We start from the raw sequence: 15,816 nt of genomic DNA on the forward strand, positions 1-15,816 counted from the left end.
TCGGGAAATGCTCGCGCGTCGGAGAGGTGTATGGCCCGAACGAGGGCCGCGCCGACGAACGAAGGACATGCCATGACCACGACTCGAACCGACGACTCGGCCGCCATCGCGCAGATCTTGGCCGATCAGTACAAGGCCTGGGCGGCCGGGGACGCCGACGCTTTCGTCGCGGACTACGCCGAGGACGCCGCGGTGATCATGCCGGGGACCTATCGGCGCAGCCGAGCGGAGGTCCGGCAGGGTATGGCGGACAGTTTCGCGACCGTTCTCGCGAACTCCACTGTCACCGACGACATCGGAGATATCCGTTTCCTCGGCGCGGACCACGCCGTGGTCGTCAGCAGGGCCGCGATTGTGTTCGCCGGTGAAACCGACGTCCCCGCCGACCGGTACGTCAACGCGACCTGGGTTCTGCACCAGCGCGACGGCAAGTGGACGGTTGCCGCGTATCACAACAGCCCCGCCGTGGCGCGCTAGCGGCCCGCGACTCACCCGAATCGAATGATCGACACCACCCCCACGATCACGCAGTACGCCGCGAACGGCAACAGGGTTCGAGTCCGGAAGTAGCGTTCGAGGTAGCGGACGGCGAACCAGGACGTGACACCGGAAACCACCGCGCCGACCAGGATCGGCCCCCAGATCACCTCGGCGCGTGGGGATATCAGGTCCGGGAGGTCGACTATCCCGGCGCCGAAGATCGCGGGGGTGGCGAGGAGGAAGGCGAATTTGGCGGCGTGTTCGTGCTCCAGGCCGCGCCAGAGACCGCCGACCATGGTGAGGCCGGCCCGGCTGAAGCCGGTGAGGAGGGCGCCGGCTTGGGCCAGTCCGATGCCGACCGCGTCCCGGGAATCGAGGGCCGCGAGGCGTCGGTCGGATTGCGGCAGGGAAAGCGTTGTCGCCGTGCGAGTTCGGATGTTGGCCTGATTCAGGGCGAAGCGACGGCCGTATTCGGCGAGGGTGGGCTCGTTGCGGCGACGCAGCCCCTCGCCGACGACCAGCACCACGCCGTTGACGGTCAGAAAGGCCGCGGCACACACAGGGGCCGCGAAGACGTCGTGCAGCGGATGCTCCAGCAGCGGGCCGAGCACCGCGACCGGCACGGTCGCGACCGTGATCAACCAGGCCAGCCGCTGCGGAACGGTATCCAGCCGCCTGGTCCGCACCATCTCGACGAATCCGACGATGATCGCGCACCAGTCGCGCCGGTAGTAGATCACCAGTGCGACCGCCGTCGCCACGTGCAGAGCGACGACGAACGCCAAATAGGTTGCGGCGGATTCGGTTCCGCCCCGGTCGGCCAAGGCTCCCCATCGTCCACCCAGCCAGGCCGCCACGAGAACCGAATGTCCGAGACTGGAGATCGGGAACAGCTCGGTGAAACCCTGCACCGCGCCGATGACCATCGCTTCGAGATAGGTGAGCATCGCGACGAGTTTCGCACGGCAATCATAAAGGTTCCTGTGAGTCGTATATCGGATAAGTCACTGCGCGACAACGAGTTTCGAATCGTCCGATATGCCCGAAGTTGATCTTGGATATCGCCGTCCCGGCGCTCACCGCCGCGCCCGCACACGCGGAAATGTCGACGCCACAAGCAATGTCAGCACCGCGAGCGGCGAAGGCGGTCGCGATGCCGGAGACCAGCACATGTACGGCCGAGCCGGATGCGGCCCGGACCGCGGTGCCGAATACCGTGACCAGTACCGCCAGCCCAGCGCCGCACCGGTCTGCCGCAAGGTCTGCGGCGCACCACCCGCCGCACCGGCCGCCTCGTTCGCCATGGCGATCACGTTCAGCGGCGAAAATGCCAGGCCGATACCGCATCCCATCAACATCGTCGCCACCGCGCGCATCGTCGTCACATCGCCCCGGCCGTGCGCCGCGGCGCTGATGAAGCCGTAGACCAGCGCGGCCACCGCACCCGTCGCGGTCACCGCTCCGGGGAATCCCGCACTGGACACTCCCGAGAACAGAGCGAAGCCCCTCGGATGCGGAACTAATCGGAGAATATCTCCGTTTCCAAAGGGAGATAGCATATGGAGAAGTTCTCCGGTTACGCAAGACTAAGCGGAGAGTTCGTCCGCTTCCACTGGAGGAATCGTGAGCGCACCGTCGACACAGGGGTCCGGGCGCGCGGCGCGGCCGCGTCCGATGCGCGCGGATGCGCGGCGCAACTACGAGCGCATACTCGAATGCGCCCGGGAGGCGTTCGCCGAACACGGCCCCGAGGCGCCCCTCGACGAGGTGGCCCGCCGCGCCGCGGTGGGGCCAGGCACGCTCTACCGGCACTTCCCCAACCGGGACGCGCTCATCGAGGCCGTCTATCGATCGAGCATCGAGGCGTTGGCCGAGCTCGCCGCCGAACTGACCGAAACCCTCCGCCCTCTCGACGCTCTGGAGCAGTGGTTCCGCGCCCAGGTGCGGTTCGTGATGGACAAACGCAGTCTGGCGGTGACCCTCAAGGCCGCCATCGACCACGGATCGCAGACCTTCACGCTGTGCTCGAAACTGATCACCGACGCCGCGACCTCGGTCCTGCAACCGGCTCAGGAAGCCGGGTTGGTTCGCCCGGAAATCGAACCACGCGATCTGTTGCGCCTGGGCCACGGGATCGGCGTCGCGTGCGAAACATCACCCGATGCGGCCGAACGGCTGATCACGGTCACCCTCGCCGGCCTGCGCACCACCGGTTGAGCCGATATTCGATTGCCCGCAGCGGTCGGTGGTCGTAGCCTCGCTCCGTTTTCCATTCATCCATTCGGAAGGGAGTGAACACGTGCAACCACTGACCGAACGCGAGATCCGCTCGTCGTTCGCGAACTGTTCCAAGGGCGATGCCAAACGCATGCCGGTCCCCCGGGATCTCGACGCGCAACCGTGGGACGATCTGGACTTCTTCGGCTGGAACGATCGGTCGATGCCGGGCCGAGCGTATCTGGTGACCCCGCACGACGATCGGCTGGTCGGCGTGGCGATGCGCTATGAGACGGGCGGATCCGGCCGGGCCCAGCTGTGCTCGATCTGCCTGACCACGCACACCGGTAGCGGCGTGTCGCTGCTCACAGCGCCCAAGGTCGGCGAATCCGGGCGGCGTGGTAATTCGATCGGCATCTACATGTGCACCGACCTCGCCTGTTCGCTGTACGCGCGCAACAAGAAGCGTCCGGCGCTGGGCAACCGCTACCGCGAGGATCTGACCGACGAGGAGAAGGCCGAGCGGGTGCGCACCAACCTGCGCGCATTCGTCGAGCGTCTCTACAGCTGACCGACCAGGACAGCATCCACCCGATCGAACGGAGGTAGATGCCGTGCGCCGACACTCGAGGACCGCACCGCAGCCCTGACGCCCCGAGCCCGCAACGCCGGACTCGGGGCATTCTCATATCTCCTCCCGGCCCGTCTCACATCGGCACCGACACCAGATACCGCTGCACCGTCGCACCGATCTCCGCGACGATCTCCTCGGCCGTCAACGCCACCACCGGCGGCAGGCGCAGCACATAGCGGCACACCGCCAGCCCCAGAATCTGCGAGACCACCAACCCGGCTCGCCGCGGCGCGTCCGCGGGATCGCCGACCCGGGTCACCATCGGCATCAGCTGTTCGGCGAAAACACGTTGAAACCGTTGCGCCACAGTCTCGTCCGACACCGACGACCGCAAGAGGGTTAGCAGCAGTTCGTTACTCGGTGGCGTCTCCCAGAGTTCCAGGAAACGTCGCGCGACCGTCTCGCCCAACTCGTCCTCGGCCACCGCCGCCAGATCCGGGAGGCCGAGATCGACATCGAGCGCCGCGTCGAACAGGCCGTCCTTGTTGCCGTAGTACCGCATCACCATCGACGGATCGATGCCGGCGTCGGCGGCGATGGCCCGAATGGTCGCCTTGGCGAATCCCTCGCGGGCGAAATGCCGGCGGGCCGCCTCCAGAATCGCCGCGCGGGTGGCGTCCGAGCGGCGTGGCGCAGTGTCCTCACTCATGCCCACAACCGTAGGCCAACAACTGTTGACTTTCCAGCGCGCACGGTTCTAATCTCGATGTCAACAACTGTTGGCCAACATACGTTGGTGAACTGAGGGAGTAGTCATGAACAGCACCGTGCCCGCCACCGCCGCGGTCGTCATCGTCGGCGCCGGACCCGCCGGGCTGACCGCCGCGATCGCGCTCGCCGATGCCGGCGCCGACGTGGTTGTGCTGGATCGGCTTGCCGCCGGGGCGAACACGTCCCGCGCCGCGGTGGTCCACGCCCGGACCTTGGAGGTACTCGACGAATTCGGCATCGCCGCGGCCCTGCACAGCCGCGGCCTGGAGGTACCGCGCTTCGTCATGTACGAAGGCACCGATCGGCTGACCACCATCGACTTCTCCGGGCTGCCGACACCGTTCCCCTACACGCTGATGATCGGCCAGGAGACGACCGAGGCGGTCCTGCTCGACCGGCTGCACCGGGCGGGCGGAACGGTTCTGCGGCCCGTCGAGGTCACCGCGGTGATACCGGGCGAGGAGGCGGTCACCGTCGAATTCACCGATGCCACAGGGAAATCCGGGTCGATCCGGGCCGGTTACGTCATCGGGGCGGACGGGATGCACAGCCGGGTCCGCGAGGCGGCGGGAATCGGATTCACCGGCGCCACCTATCCGGAATCGTTCGCCCTCGCGGATGTGCGGATGGACTGGCCCGCACCCCGTGACGAAGTATCGCTGCACGTCTCGCCGGAGGGCATCACCGTCGTCGCGCCGCTGCCGGACCCCGAGCACGATCGTTTCCGCATCGTCGCCACCGTCGCCGAAGCGCCCGAACAGCCCACCCGCGCGCAGGTGCAAGCGCTGCTCGATGCCCGCTGCCCGGGCGCCACGGTACGAGAGGTGTTGTGGAGCTCGCGTTTCCGCGTACATCACCGAGTGGCCGAGCGGTACCGCGCCGGGCGGATTCTGCTGGCCGGAGACGCCGCACACGTGCACAGCCCCGCCGGTGGGCAGGGAATGAACACCGGCATTCAGGACGCCGCCCTACTGGGCACGCTGCTGGCCCGGGTCCTGAGCGGTGAACCCGCCGCGCTGCTCGACGAGTACGAGCGCACCCGTCGCCCGGTCGCGCTGGACGTGGTCGCCTTCACCGATCGCATGACCCGGATGGCGACCCTGCGCCCGCGACCGGCCCGCATGCTGCGCAATACCGCGATCCGCCTGGTCACCCGCGTTCCGGCGGTGCGCACAACGCTGGCCTACCGGCTCGCCGAACTCGCCAACCGGTGACATGCGCTCAGGCGCAGGCCAATCCGAACTCCGCGGTCGCGGTCCGGCCGGCCACCACATCGACCTTCTTGGCGGTGTCGGTGGCCAACCGGCATCCCATCGGAACCGATGTCACCTGGACCTGATAGCAGTCGGCGGCGACATCCTGGTGGGCCTTGCCGTCGCGGCCGGTGGTCAGGGTCGCCAGCACCGAACCGGCCTGACAGGTGGTGATCCCCGCGGCGAGGCCGGCGGCGGCGTACTTCTCGGGACCGTGGGTGGCCACCACCTCGATCGTGCCGTCGGTGCCGTGGTCGGCAGCCGCGGGCGCGGACGCGGGCGCTGAGGTACCCGCCGGTGCGCGGTCGGCCTCGGCGGAGCAGGCGAGCGCGGGCAGTACAGCGGCACACAGCGTCATCGCGAACAGTATGCGGCGCACCTGGTCTCCTCTCACCGGATGAATGTCGCTCTCACTGTAGGCGACCGACCCCTCCGGACCGTCGCACGATCGCGGCGATCCGGCATCCGATTCGGTCCCGGTGAGCGGGACCGGGTTCGGCGAATCGCGAGTGTCGCGCGGTGGACGGAATTACCGGTCTGGAGCGAAGGGCAGAACGGGCCGATCACCGATGTGCTCAGCGGCGTCGCCGAGCGGATCAACGGCTGGATCGTGGCGGAACGCGAACCGCTCACGACCGCGCGGCCCCCGGACGGAACCCGCTACGACGCGCTGGCCAATATCGCGCTGCTGCGGATTCCGAAGGAACTGAGCCGCGCCGAATGGCTGCACAATTGGCAGGATCGGCATACCACCGTGGCCATCGAAACCCAGGCGACCTTCGGTTATGTGCAGAACACCGTGGTCGCCGCGGTCACTCCGGGCCCGCGGGTGGACGCGCTGGTCGAGGAACTGTTCCCGATGGATGCGTTGACCGACCAGCACGCGTTCTGGGGCAGCGGTGGTGACGACGCGGAGTTGCAGCGCCGCGCCGGGCGCATGATGGCCGGCGTTGCCACCTTCGGCGCCGATCGCGACCTCGATGTCATCCCGACGAGCAGGTACCGCTACGACCTGACCGCTTCGTAGCGGATCACAGCAGCCCGGCCTCGCGCATCAGCGCCTCGACCCTGTCCGGGTCGAGGTCGCTCGGATTCACACGCGGCGGGTCCAATGCATCCAGCGGCGGCAGCGCCGGGTCGGCGGGCACTCCGGGAGCCACCGGATACTCCATGGCCGCACCGCCGCTGAGCAGACGCTGGCCGGCTGCGGCCGTCACGAATCGCACGAACCGCTGCGCGTCGGCCGCGTGCCGGCTCGACTTCAGCACGCCCGCACCGGACAGCGAGAGGTACCCGCCCGGGTCGCCGCCGCGGAAATAATGCGGCACCGAGGGACCGGTGATCCGCTCGGGCGCGAGCTGTGCGCGGTACCAGTCGGTGGCGAAGACCAGCGCGCCGCCGACCCCGCCCGCGCCGACGGATTTCAGTGCGGCAAAACCGTTCGGCGCGACGGATGCGTTGTCCTTCACCCCGTGCAGCCACGCGCGCGTGGTGTTCTCGCCGTCGAGTTCCAGCAGCGCCGCGGCGATCGCCTGGAAATCCGCGCCGTGCGGATCCGCCGTCCAGCGGCCGTGCCACTGCGGCTGTTGCAGGTCCAGCAATCCGTCGGGCAGCTCGGCGGACGGAATATCGGCCGGATGGACGACGAAAGCCGTTGCGCGCGCGGCGATTCCGGTCCAGTGCCTCGAATTCGGACGGAACCGTTCGGGCACCTGCGCGAGGGTGGCGGGGTCGAGGTCGGCGAACAGTCCAGCGCGTTCCATCCGGGCCATGGCCGGTGAATTCTCGGTGAGAACCACATCGGCGGGCGATCGGTCCCCCTCGGCCAGCACCTGGTCGGCGACTTCGGCATCGGCGCCGTCGCGCAGCGTCAACCGGATCCCGGTCTGCTCGGTGAAGGCGTCGGCCCACTGCCGGGTCAGGCGCTGATCGTGCGCGTTGTAGACCACGATCTCCGGCTCGTCCGACGACGCCGAACAGGCGGTGACCATCGCCGAGGCGGCCAGCGCCACCACGCCGAGCACGAGTTTCCGCCGGGAGCGTTCGTGCTGCTGCGCCGATGCCATGGACCGTCCTTCCGATCGGAAATTGCGCCGAGGCGACCGGCTAGCCAACCTACCGGGTGGGTTCGCGACCCGGAACGCGGTATGGCGCCGGTCTGGGTAGGGTCGGCTCTGGATCGGAACCGACCACCCCCGAGGGAGCGACGATGACCTGCTGCGGGCCGAATCGACGCCGGCTGCTGGCGGCGTTGGCCGCCGCGGCCGCCGCACCGCTCGTACTCCCGGGTTCGGCTCGGGCACAGGAGAATTCACTGCGCGCGACCGATCTCGAGGTGGTCACGATCACCGACACGTCGGCGATCATCACCTGGACGACCCTGGCCGCCGATGCGGCGGGAGCACCGGTACCGGTCGATGCGGGCACCGAAATCCGGTTGGCTCCTGCGGATTCCACCGGACCCGCCCGGACGGTTGCCGTGGCGGCCGATCGGACGCCGTATCACTACGCCCAGATCGACAACCTGGAACCGGGCCGGCGGTATCGATTCGAGGCGTGGTCGGACGGCGTGCGGGCGGTACCGGCGCCGGAGCTGGTCACCCATCTCCCGGGCGCACCCGAATGCGCCGGCGAATTCACCACTCTGGTCGCTCCCCCGGGCCGGCTGCTGCGCACCCTCGCTCTCTGCAACGACGTGCACATGGGTGAGGAGACCAGCGGCATCATCGCCGCCGGCCAACCGCCGGGCGTGCGGCAGGAGCCGGGACTGCCGCCGTATCCCGAGGTGATGCTCGCGGCATTGCTCGACGATCTCCGCCGGCCGGATCGCGGCGCCGACCATCTGATCCTTGCCGGTGATCTGACCGCGGAAGCTACTCCCGAGCAGACCCGGACGATACGAAACCGGCTGGACGCCTGGGGAATCGAGGGGCGGGATTGGATCGCCGCGCGCGGCAATCACGACCGGCCGCATACCGGCGCCGACTACGCCGTCTGCCCCGCCGTGACCGCCGATCACTACGACTGCTGGGGCGAATCCTTCCTTCCCCCCGCCCAATTCAGCGAACACCGGCTCGGTGGATTGCGGCTGATCGGGCTCGACACCACCGAACTCGACGGATCCGGAGGCAGTATCGGTCCCGAGCAATTCGATCGCCTGCGGGAATCGCTGAACCGCGACCCCGATCGGCCGACGGTCGTCTTCGGACATCATCCGGTCACCGCGGAATCGGGCCTGACCAATCTCGCCGGGCCGAATTTCGTGCTGAATCGAACGGACGCGCTCACCCTGCAGCAGCTGTATCGATCGACGCCGGGGGTGTTCTTCCACCACGCGGGCCACACCCACCGTAATCGCCGCACCCGGCCCGACATCCCGCTCCGGGTGGAATTCCTTGAAGTGGGCGCGCTGAAGGAGTATCCGGGCGGCTACACCCTGCTGCGCCTCTTCGAGGGCGGCTACATGGTCAATTTCTACAAAACCCGCACCCCGGACGCGCGGCGGTGGAGCACCCGCAGCCGGGCCGAATATCTCGGATTGATGCCCGAATACACACTGGGCAGCACCGCCGATCGCAACCATGTTGTCCTCGGTGATCTTTCGGGACTGTCCTGAATCACCGATTCGGCGACTCCGGACCGCAGCGTGGGAGCGGACGGGCAAATACACTCGGCGGTATGGCCGCACCTCGCCCGCTTCCGCTGGACCCCATCGAAGAGGCCCACCGCCAGTGGACCTCGCACGGCTGGGCCGATGTCGCCGACGGGATGGCCGCGGTGACCTCCCTGGTGCGTGCCCAGCAGATCGTGATGGCCCGGGTGGACGAGGCACTGCGCCCGTCGGGACTGACTTTTTCCCGCTACGAACTGCTGACGCTGCTCAGCTTCAGCAAGACCGGGGCGCTGCCGATGGCGATGGCCAGCGCCCGGCTGCAGGTCCACCCGACGAGTGTCACCAATACCGTCGATCGGCTCGAAGCCGCCCAACTGGTCAAACGAGTACCACACCCCAGCGACCGCCGGGCAACCCTGATCGAGATCACGGCCGCCGGGCGCGATCTGGCGGCGGCGGCGACCCGGGAGTTGAACGAGAAGGTCTTCGCCCGGCCGGGACTACCTCCGGAGCGTCTCCACCTCCTGCTGCAGTTGCTGGCGGAATTCCGGCGCGAGGCGGGGGACTTCGACAGCGGCGACACGCCGACTCGCTGGGCCTGACGGCCGGGTTGCCAGCATTCCTGCAGCGACATCCCGGGGCGCTGCCTTCCCATCGGCGGCCGAAAGGTTCACCATGGACGCCATGGTGCTGGTCCTGGGCGTGTCGGCGGGCGCTGGTGGCGCGCGCGCCATGCTCACCCACTCGGATCAGCCCCATCTGCCGCCGATCGAACGCTGCGTGGTCGCACGCCGCGCGGGAGCCGGGGTCGAGGAGCCGGTCTTCGAGGCGATCGACGCGATGCGAGCCTCCGCGGCCGAACGCGACGAATTCGTCACCGGCATCGCCGTCACCTCCCGCTGCGCGCTGCACGCCGAGGCCATCCGGGCGGCGGCCGAACGCAGCCGGCTCACCATCATCGACGAACCGCCGGCCCAGCTGCGCTATCTGCGGTTCAGCGGACAGCTGCCCGACGAGGGCGCGGTGCTGCTCTACGACCTCGGCAGCTCCGGGCTCACCCTCACCGAGGCCGATTGCCGCACCCAGGCCATTCTGGCCGGTAAGCGCAGCACCCTCCTGGGCGGCGACGGCCACGACGCCCTGCTGCGCTGGCATCTCGCGCACAGCGGTGTCGAGATCGACAATGCCACCGGGCGTGAATACAAGGAACAGCTCAGCGCCACCCGGGTGGTGACCGCCGGCGATCCCCGCTCGGGCACGCGAATCGTCGTGACCCGCAGCGACTTCCACGATCTGGTCGCGGCCGGGATCCATCATTCGGTGTCGTATGTGCGGCAGTTGATCGAGGAGACCGGGGTCCCGCCACGGGCGGTGGCGCTGCTGGGCGGCTGCGCACGCAGCCCGAGTATCCGGGAGTCGCTCGAGCAGCTGCTGGATCTGCCGGTGATCTACGATCCGGAGCCGGATTTCGTCTCCGCCCGCGGCGCGGTGCTGATGGCCACCGAACAACCGTCGGCGCGCCGGGTGCGCGGTATCCGATTCACCCCGCCCCAGTGCGGATCGGCGGCCTCGACCCCGCGACCGGCGGTATCGCGACGCAAAGTGGTCGCGGCGCTGGCGGTGACCGCGGCGCTCGGCGCGACGGTCACCGGCTTGCTGGTCACCGGGCACGAGGCGGCGCGGCCCGCGCACGACGGCACACCGGCCCGTCCCGTGGAGGTCGCGGGTACCAGTGCCGAACCCGCACCCGGCAAGTAACGGCGGATCATCCGTCGAGTTTGACGGTGGCCTTCTCGGCGTCCGTCGCCGCGACGCACGGGTCCGGGGAGGCGAGACGGGAGCGGTTCTGCACCCAGTAGGTGACGGTCCCGGAATCGGCGGCCGACACCCCGCAACTGCCCGGGTCCCGGGGATCGTGCCAGATCAGGCCACCGAAACTGCCGATCACCAGATGCTCGGTGCGGTAGCCCAACGCCGCGGCGACCTGTCCGTCGCGCAACAACGAGTCCTGTGCGAACCAGGCGTAGGTGATGTCGACGACGCCGCCGTCCGGGTAGTTGCCCTCCCAGGCACAGACGGTCGGCCCGCCCTCGCGGTGAACGGCGGTGGCGTGCACCAGATTCGCGATCTCGGCATCGGTTTCCGGGCCGCAACCCTGCAGTAGTCCGTCCTCGGCCTGCACCGGCCGCTGCGCGGGAATCGGCCCCGAGGAACATCCGACCGCGGCGGCGATCAACGCCACCGCGACGAGGAGCCGGCCAGCTCGGCGCATCGCCGTCACCCCGCCTTCGCCAGGGTCGCCGCGGCCAGCTGCCGCACGGCCGAACAGGCTTGTGCCGCAGCCGGTTGCGACTCGTCGGCACGCCAGTCGACGAAATCCGCGGCACCGGAATCGACGGCGGCCTCACACCACTGCGGTGTGGAGAAGATCCGGCCGGTGTGGTCACCGATCCGCAGCGGCGCCACCTGGGCCGCGGGGTCGGTGACGTTATACGCGGCGATCGGACTGGCGCGGAACCATTCGAAGGTCACCGAGGTGCCCGCGGCCGCCTCCCAGCGGCAGCGCAGCGGATTGGCCGATACCTGCTGTATGCCGGAAATCCCGGTTGCCGCAACGACATCCGCATCGGTGGCGGACCCGCACTCGGCGACCGCCAGTGCCTGCGCGGAGACCGGCGCCGGGGCCGGACTCGTCGCTGCCGGTGTGGGCCCGGACGCGCCGCATCCCGCCACCACCACAGCGGTGGCCACTGTGATCGCGGCGACTACCCATCTCACGCCGATGAGCGTACGGGAAGATCGGCCCGGTCCCCCGTCGGCACGTACTCGCCGGATAGGCGAACACGGCGGCGGCCGGGCCGTCCACTACGAGCGGTGCTCGGTGATGAGACTGCTCAGCGATGTTCGAAGTTCGCCGCGCGCTTCTCCACGAAGGCGGTCATGCCCTCGGTCTGATCCTCGGTGGCGAACAGCGAGTGGAACACCCGGCGCTCGAAACGCAGGCCCTCGGCGAGGGTGCTTTCGTAGGACCGGTTCACCGCCTCCTTGGCGATCATCACCGACGGCAGCGACATGCCGGCGATGGTCTCGGCGACCTCCCGCGCGGTGGACAGCAGTTCCGCCGCCGGTACGACGCGGGCCACGAGTCCGGCGCGTTCGGCCTCCTCGGCGTCCATATTGCGGCCGGTGAGAATCAGATCCATGGCCTTGGCCTTGCCGACCGCACGGGTCAGGCGCTGTGAGCCGCCCATACCGGGAATCACGCCCAGTTTGATCTCCGGCTGGCCGAACTTCGCGGTGTCGGCGGCGATCAGGATGTCACACATCATCGCCAGCTCGCACCCGCCGCCCAGGGCGTATCCGGCCACCGCCGCGACGATCGGCTTGCGGAATGCGCCGACCCGGTCCCAGCCCTGGAAGAAGTCGGCCAGGAACATGTCCATATAGGACTTGGACTGCATCTCCTTGATATCGGCGCCGGCGGCGAACGCCTTCTCCGAACCGGTCAGCACCACCGCGCCGATTCCCGCATCGGCCTCCACCTCGTCGAGCGCGGCGGTGATGTCGGTGAGCACCTGCGTATTCAACGCGTTGAGGGCCTTCGGCCGGTTCAGGGTGATCACCGCGACGCGTCCGGTGCGCTCCAACAGGATGGTCTCGAAGTCGGTCACTGTTTCCCTCTCTCGGCTACTCGCCGGAATCCTGGCCCGGCTCCGCGCCGGAACGGCGACGAATATCGGTGACGATAGCGGAGAAGTCCTTGTCTCCCGCCGACCGGTTGAACTGCTCGTAGATCTCGGCCGCCAGCAGACCGAATCGTCCCTCGACACCGTTGTCGCGCAGGGCGTTCGCGGCCAGGCCGAGGTCCTTGTTCATCAGCGCGGTGGCGAATCCGGGCTGATAGTCGTTGTTGGCCGGGCTGGTCGGCACCGGGCCGGGCACCGGACAATAGGTGGTCAGCGACCAGCACTGGCCCGAGGCGGTGGAGACCACGTCGTAGAACTTGTCGTGGGTGAGGCCCAGCTTCTCGCCCAGCACGATCGCCTCGGACAGCCCGATCATCGAGATGCCCAGCATCATGTTGTTGCAGATCTTCGCGGCCTGACCCACGCCCGCGCCGCCGCAGTGCACGACCTTGCCGCCCATCACGTCCAGCACCGGCCGCGCCGCGGCGAAATCGTCGGCCTCGCCGCCGACCATGAAGGTCAACGTGCCGGCGGTGGCACCGCCCACACCACCGGACACCGGCGCGTCCAAGGCCCGATGTCCAGCTGCCACAACGACGTGCGCGGCGCGCTTGGCGTCGGCGACGTCGATGGTGGAGCAGTCGATGAACAGGGTGCCGGGTTTGGCGGACGGCAGCACACTGTCGTAGACGTCGAGCACGATGCGGCCGTTGGGCAGCATGGTGATCACGATCTCGGCCTCGGTCACGGCCGCCGCGGCGGTCTCGAATACCTCCGCCCCGTCGGCACGGGCCTGTTCCTGCGCGGCCGGCACCGGGTCGTAGGCCAGTACCTGATATCCGGCACGCACCAGATTCGCCGCCATCGGGCCGCCCATATGCCCGAGGCCCAGAAAGGCCACCTTCGTCACGCTCATCACTCCTGTGCTCCGCTCAGTCCGAGTTCCCGGTCGCCCAGATCGGCGAAATAGCTGTCCACCAGGGCATCCGACACCTCGGCGAGGGTGGCGGGCGACCACTGGGGATTGCGGTCCTTGTCGACCACCTGGGCACGGATGCCCTCGACCAGATCGTGCGTGGTCAACGCGGCCACAGAGACCCGGTACTCCTCATCGAGCGCCTGTTCCAGGTTCGCCGCCCCGCGGGCGTTGCGCAGGGAACGCAACGTCACCTTCAGTGCCACCGGCGATTTCGACAGCACATCGCCGGCTGCCTTGGCCGCCTCGGGGGCATCGTGGCGCTGCAGCCGCGCGACGATCTCCTCGACCGTGTCGGCGCTGTAGCAGGCGTCGATCCATGACCGCTGCGCGGCCAGATCCGACACCGGCGCGGGCTGCGCGAAGGCCGCGATCGCGGCGTCGGCATCGGTGCGACGCAGCTGGGCCAGCAGATCCGGAATGCGTTCGGCGGGAACGAAATAGTCGGCGAACCCGGCCGCGATCGCATCTCCGGCGCCCATGCGCGCCGTCGTCAGCGCGATGTGGGTGCCCAGTTCACCCGGTGTGCGCGCGAGCAGAAAGGTCCCGCCCACATCGGGGATGAAGCCGATACCGGTCTCGGGCATGCCGACCATCGACCGCTCGGTCACGATGCGGCGATTGCCGTGAGCGGACAGTCCCACGCCGCCGCCCATCACGATGCCGTCCATCACGGCCACATACGGTTTCGGGTAGTTGCCGATCACGGCGTTGAGGATGTACTCGTCACGCCAGAACCGGCCGCTCGGCGAATCGGCGCTGTCGCGCCGTGAAACACCATGCGCCACCGCGTTTTTCGCGTCGTTGTGAATGGCGACGATATCGCCGCCCGCGCACAGCCCACGCTCCCCGGCGCCGGTCAGCACCACCGTGCGGACCTCGTCGTCGACGGCCCACTCGCGCAGGGTCGACAGAATCGCCAGCGCCATCGGGTGATTGAGCGCGTTGATGGCCTTGGGCCGGTTGAGCGTGATCAGACCCACGCCGTCGCGCTTGTCGAACAGTACTTCTGCTTCGGTCATATCTTTCCTTACGCCGTATCCACTCGGCATGAGCGGGCGCCCTCCGTGGTTAGGCACACTGCCTCCTCCGGGTGCTGACCGCTCATGCCGCGCCGACCACCGAGCGGGCCACGACGACCCGCATGATCTCGTTGGTTCCCTCGAGGATCTGGTGCACGCGCAGGTCGCGCACGATCTTCTCGATTCCGTACTCGGCCAGATAGCCGTAGCCGCCGTGCAATTGCAGAGCCTTGTTGGCCACCTCGAATCCGGCATCGGTGGCGAAGCGCTTGGCCATCGCGCACAACTCCACCTTGTCGGCGGCATCGGCGTCCAGGGCCGCCGCGGCCCGCCACAGCAGGGTCCGCGCCGCCTCCAGCGAGGTGCGCATATCCGCGAGGTCGAACTGCAGTGCCGCGTTGTCGAGCAGCCGCGCCCCGAATGCCTTGCGCTGGGCCATATATGCCACGGTCCGGTCCAGCGCGGTCTGGCCGCCGCCGAGGGAGCAGGCCGCGATGTTGAGCCGGCCGCCGTTGAGACCGTTCATCGCGATGCGGAATCCGTTGCCTTCGCCGCCGAGCAGATTGGCGGCCGGCACCCGGGCATCGTCGAGGATGACCTGCCGGGTCGGCTGGGCGTTCCAGCCCATCTTCTTCTCGTTGGCGCCGAAGGATAGACCGGGTGTATCCGCGGGCACGATGAACGCCGAGATGCCGCGGGCGCCGGCGTCGTCGGTCCGTGCCATCAGGACATACACATCGGTGCTGCCCGCACCGGAAATGAACTGCTTGACCCCGGTGAGCAGATAGTCGTCGCCGTCGCGAACGGCCCTGGTGCTCAGGGCCGCCGCGTCCGAGCCGACGCCCGGTTCGGTGAGCGCATAGCTGGCCAGCAGATCCATCGAGGTCAGCCCCGGTAGCCACCGATTGCGCTGGGCCTCGGTGCCGTAACTGTCGATCATCCACGCGGCCATGTTGTGGATGGAGATGTAGGCCGCGATCGCCGGGCAGCCGGTGGCGAGCTGTTCGAAGATCCGCACCGCGTCCACCCGGCGCAGTCCGGAACCGCCGACATCCTCGCCGACGTAGATGCCGCCCATGCCGAGCGAGCCGGCCTTGCGCAGCACGTCGACCGGAAAGTGCTTGCGCTCGTCCCATTCCAAGGCGTTCGGGGCGAGCAGGTCGTCGGCGAAACCGCGCGCGGTGTCCACGATCGCCTGTTCGTCCTCGTCGAGTACGAACATCG

Annotated in this window: 19 protein-coding genes; 8 read left to right on the forward strand and 11 right to left on the reverse strand. The window is 68.5% G+C overall.

What is annotated here, in order from left to right:
• Nucleotides 1-72 precede the first annotated feature (72 nt).
• Nucleotides 73-477 (forward strand): SgcJ/EcaC family oxidoreductase, encoded by a 405-nt coding sequence (locus C5E41_RS20150; protein ID WP_104377364.1) that lies wholly within the window; start codon nt 73-75, stop codon nt 475-477.
• 11 nt (nt 478-488) lie between these two features.
• On the opposite strand, the gene C5E41_RS20155 is transcribed toward C5E41_RS20150, so the two are convergent.
• Nucleotides 489-1,427: an undecaprenyl-diphosphate phosphatase gene (locus C5E41_RS20155; protein WP_104377365.1), complete on the reverse strand. Its 939-nt coding sequence runs from the start codon at nt 1,425-1,427 to the stop codon at nt 489-491.
• Nucleotides 1,428-1,556: 129 nt separating this feature from the next.
• Nucleotides 1,557-1,964: a hypothetical protein gene (locus C5E41_RS34520; protein ID WP_219823213.1), complete on the reverse strand. Its 408-nt coding sequence runs from the start codon at nt 1,962-1,964 to the stop codon at nt 1,557-1,559.
• A 139-nt stretch (nt 1,965-2,103) separates the two neighbouring features.
• Here C5E41_RS34520 and C5E41_RS20165 point away from each other — a divergent pair, with 139 nt between their 5' ends.
• Both C5E41_RS20165 and C5E41_RS20170 read left to right on the forward strand, forming a co-directional pair.
• Complete coding sequence (locus tag C5E41_RS20165) at nt 2,104-2,697, forward strand: TetR/AcrR family transcriptional regulator (RefSeq protein WP_258081106.1); 594 nt, start codon at nt 2,104-2,106, stop codon at nt 2,695-2,697.
• 82 nt (nt 2,698-2,779) lie between these two features.
• Nucleotides 2,780-3,268: an FBP domain-containing protein gene (locus tag C5E41_RS20170; protein WP_104377367.1), complete on the forward strand. Its 489-nt coding sequence runs from the start codon at nt 2,780-2,782 to the stop codon at nt 3,266-3,268.
• A 136-nt stretch (nt 3,269-3,404) separates the two neighbouring features.
• Here C5E41_RS20170 and C5E41_RS20175 read toward each other — a convergent pair whose 3' ends face one another.
• A complete protein-coding gene (locus C5E41_RS20175; protein WP_181063332.1) occupies nt 3,405-3,980 on the reverse strand; it encodes a TetR/AcrR family transcriptional regulator in 576 nt (191 codons plus the stop codon).
• A 106-nt stretch (nt 3,981-4,086) separates the two neighbouring features.
• Between C5E41_RS20175 and C5E41_RS20180 the strand changes: the two genes are divergently transcribed.
• On the forward strand, nt 4,087-5,256 hold the full coding sequence (locus C5E41_RS20180; protein ID WP_104377369.1) for an FAD-dependent oxidoreductase: 1,170 nt from the start codon (nt 4,087-4,089) through the stop codon (nt 5,254-5,256).
• Nucleotides 5,257-5,263: 7 nt separating this feature from the next.
• On the opposite strand, the gene C5E41_RS20185 is transcribed toward C5E41_RS20180, so the two are convergent.
• On the reverse strand, nt 5,264-5,674 hold the full coding sequence (locus C5E41_RS20185) for a hypothetical protein (protein WP_104377370.1): 411 nt from the start codon (nt 5,672-5,674) through the stop codon (nt 5,264-5,266).
• Nucleotides 5,675-5,866: 192 nt separating this feature from the next.
• Here C5E41_RS20185 and C5E41_RS20190 point away from each other — a divergent pair, with 192 nt between their 5' ends.
• On the forward strand, nt 5,867-6,322 hold the full coding sequence (locus C5E41_RS20190) for an EthD domain-containing protein (RefSeq protein WP_181063333.1): 456 nt from the start codon (nt 5,867-5,869) through the stop codon (nt 6,320-6,322).
• Nucleotides 6,323-6,326: 4 nt separating this feature from the next.
• Here C5E41_RS20190 and C5E41_RS20195 read toward each other — a convergent pair whose 3' ends face one another.
• Entirely contained in the window at nt 6,327-7,361 is a 1,035-nt protein-coding gene (locus tag C5E41_RS20195; RefSeq protein ID WP_146097617.1) for an extracellular solute-binding protein, read from the reverse strand.
• A gap of 143 nt (nt 7,362-7,504) precedes the next feature.
• Between C5E41_RS20195 and C5E41_RS20200 the strand changes: the two genes are divergently transcribed.
• From C5E41_RS20200 to C5E41_RS20210, 3 genes are all read left to right on the forward strand, one after another.
• Nucleotides 7,505-8,911 (forward strand): metallophosphoesterase, encoded by a 1,407-nt coding sequence (locus C5E41_RS20200; RefSeq protein ID WP_104377372.1) that lies wholly within the window; start codon nt 7,505-7,507, stop codon nt 8,909-8,911.
• A gap of 62 nt (nt 8,912-8,973) precedes the next feature.
• Entirely contained in the window at nt 8,974-9,510 is a 537-nt protein-coding gene (locus C5E41_RS20205; protein ID WP_104377373.1) for a MarR family winged helix-turn-helix transcriptional regulator, read from the forward strand.
• 73 nt (nt 9,511-9,583) lie between these two features.
• On the forward strand, nt 9,584-10,666 hold the full coding sequence (locus C5E41_RS20210) for an Hsp70 family protein (RefSeq protein ID WP_258081107.1): 1,083 nt from the start codon (nt 9,584-9,586) through the stop codon (nt 10,664-10,666).
• Between the two features lie 7 nt (nt 10,667-10,673).
• Here the strand turns inward: C5E41_RS20210 and C5E41_RS20215 are convergent, their stop codons facing one another.
• The 6 genes from C5E41_RS20215 to C5E41_RS20240 form a co-directional block, all read right to left on the reverse strand.
• Complete coding sequence (locus C5E41_RS20215) at nt 10,674-11,180, reverse strand: DUF3558 family protein (protein ID WP_146097618.1); 507 nt, start codon at nt 11,178-11,180, stop codon at nt 10,674-10,676.
• Nucleotides 11,181-11,185: 5 nt separating this feature from the next.
• The gene (locus C5E41_RS20220) at nt 11,186-11,686 is read right to left on the reverse strand and encodes a DUF3558 family protein (RefSeq protein ID WP_181063334.1); all 501 of its coding nucleotides are present in this window, start codon (nt 11,684-11,686) and stop codon (nt 11,186-11,188) included.
• Between the two features lie 116 nt (nt 11,687-11,802).
• On the reverse strand, nt 11,803-12,579 hold the full coding sequence (locus tag C5E41_RS20225; RefSeq protein WP_104377376.1) for an enoyl-CoA hydratase: 777 nt from the start codon (nt 12,577-12,579) through the stop codon (nt 11,803-11,805).
• Between the two features lie 16 nt (nt 12,580-12,595).
• A complete protein-coding gene (mmsB, locus tag C5E41_RS20230; RefSeq protein ID WP_104377377.1) occupies nt 12,596-13,510 on the reverse strand; it encodes a 3-hydroxyisobutyrate dehydrogenase in 915 nt (304 codons plus the stop codon).
• A complete protein-coding gene (locus tag C5E41_RS20235) occupies nt 13,510-14,592 on the reverse strand; it encodes an enoyl-CoA hydratase/isomerase family protein (protein ID WP_104377378.1) in 1,083 nt (360 codons plus the stop codon). Before C5E41_RS20235 ends, mmsB begins: the two co-directional genes overlap by 1 nt.
• Nucleotides 14,593-14,674: 82 nt before the next feature.
• Nucleotides 14,675-15,814 carry an acyl-CoA dehydrogenase family protein gene (locus tag C5E41_RS20240; RefSeq protein ID WP_104377379.1) on the reverse strand — a complete coding sequence of 380 codons (1,140 nt, stop codon included), beginning with the start codon at nt 15,812-15,814 and terminating at the stop codon, nt 14,675-14,677.
• Between the last annotated feature and the right edge of the window lie 2 nt (nt 15,815-15,816).

Source organism: Nocardia nova (genome assembly GCF_002933465.1).
GTDB lineage: Bacteria > Actinomycetota > Actinomycetes > Mycobacteriales > Mycobacteriaceae > Nocardia > Nocardia nova_B.

What these genes read in the sequence shown, in the direction of transcription:
- C5E41_RS20150 (WP_104377364.1), top strand. Translation starts at nt 73, where the DNA reads ATGACCACGACTCGAACCGACGACTCGGCCGCCATCGCGCAGATCTTG.
- C5E41_RS20155 (WP_104377365.1), bottom strand. Translation starts at nt 1,427, where the DNA reads ATGCTCACCTATCTCGAAGCGATGGTCATCGGCGCGGTGCAGGGTTTC.
- C5E41_RS20175 (WP_181063332.1), bottom strand. Translation starts at nt 3,980, where the DNA reads ATGAGTGAGGACACTGCGCCACGCCGCTCGGACGCCACCCGCGCGGCG.
- C5E41_RS20180 (WP_104377369.1), top strand. Translation starts at nt 4,087, where the DNA reads ATGAACAGCACCGTGCCCGCCACCGCCGCGGTCGTCATCGTCGGCGCC.
- C5E41_RS20195 (WP_146097617.1), bottom strand. Translation starts at nt 7,361, where the DNA reads ATGGCATCGGCGCAGCAGCACGAACGCTCCCGGCGGAAACTCGTGCTC.
- C5E41_RS20200 (WP_104377372.1), top strand. Translation starts at nt 7,505, where the DNA reads ATGACCTGCTGCGGGCCGAATCGACGCCGGCTGCTGGCGGCGTTGGCC.
- C5E41_RS20205 (WP_104377373.1), top strand. Translation starts at nt 8,974, where the DNA reads ATGGCCGCACCTCGCCCGCTTCCGCTGGACCCCATCGAAGAGGCCCAC.
- C5E41_RS20210 (WP_258081107.1), top strand. Translation starts at nt 9,584, where the DNA reads ATGGACGCCATGGTGCTGGTCCTGGGCGTGTCGGCGGGCGCTGGTGGC.
- C5E41_RS20215 (WP_146097618.1), bottom strand. Translation starts at nt 11,180, where the DNA reads ATGCGCCGAGCTGGCCGGCTCCTCGTCGCGGTGGCGTTGATCGCCGCC.
- mmsB (WP_104377377.1), bottom strand. Translation starts at nt 13,510, where the DNA reads ATGAGCGTGACGAAGGTGGCCTTTCTGGGCCTCGGGCATATGGGCGGC.
- C5E41_RS20235 (WP_104377378.1), bottom strand. Translation starts at nt 14,592, where the DNA reads ATGACCGAAGCAGAAGTACTGTTCGACAAGCGCGACGGCGTGGGTCTG.
- C5E41_RS20240 (WP_104377379.1), bottom strand. Translation starts at nt 15,814, where the DNA reads ATGTTCGTACTCGACGAGGACGAACAGGCGATCGTGGACACCGCGCGC.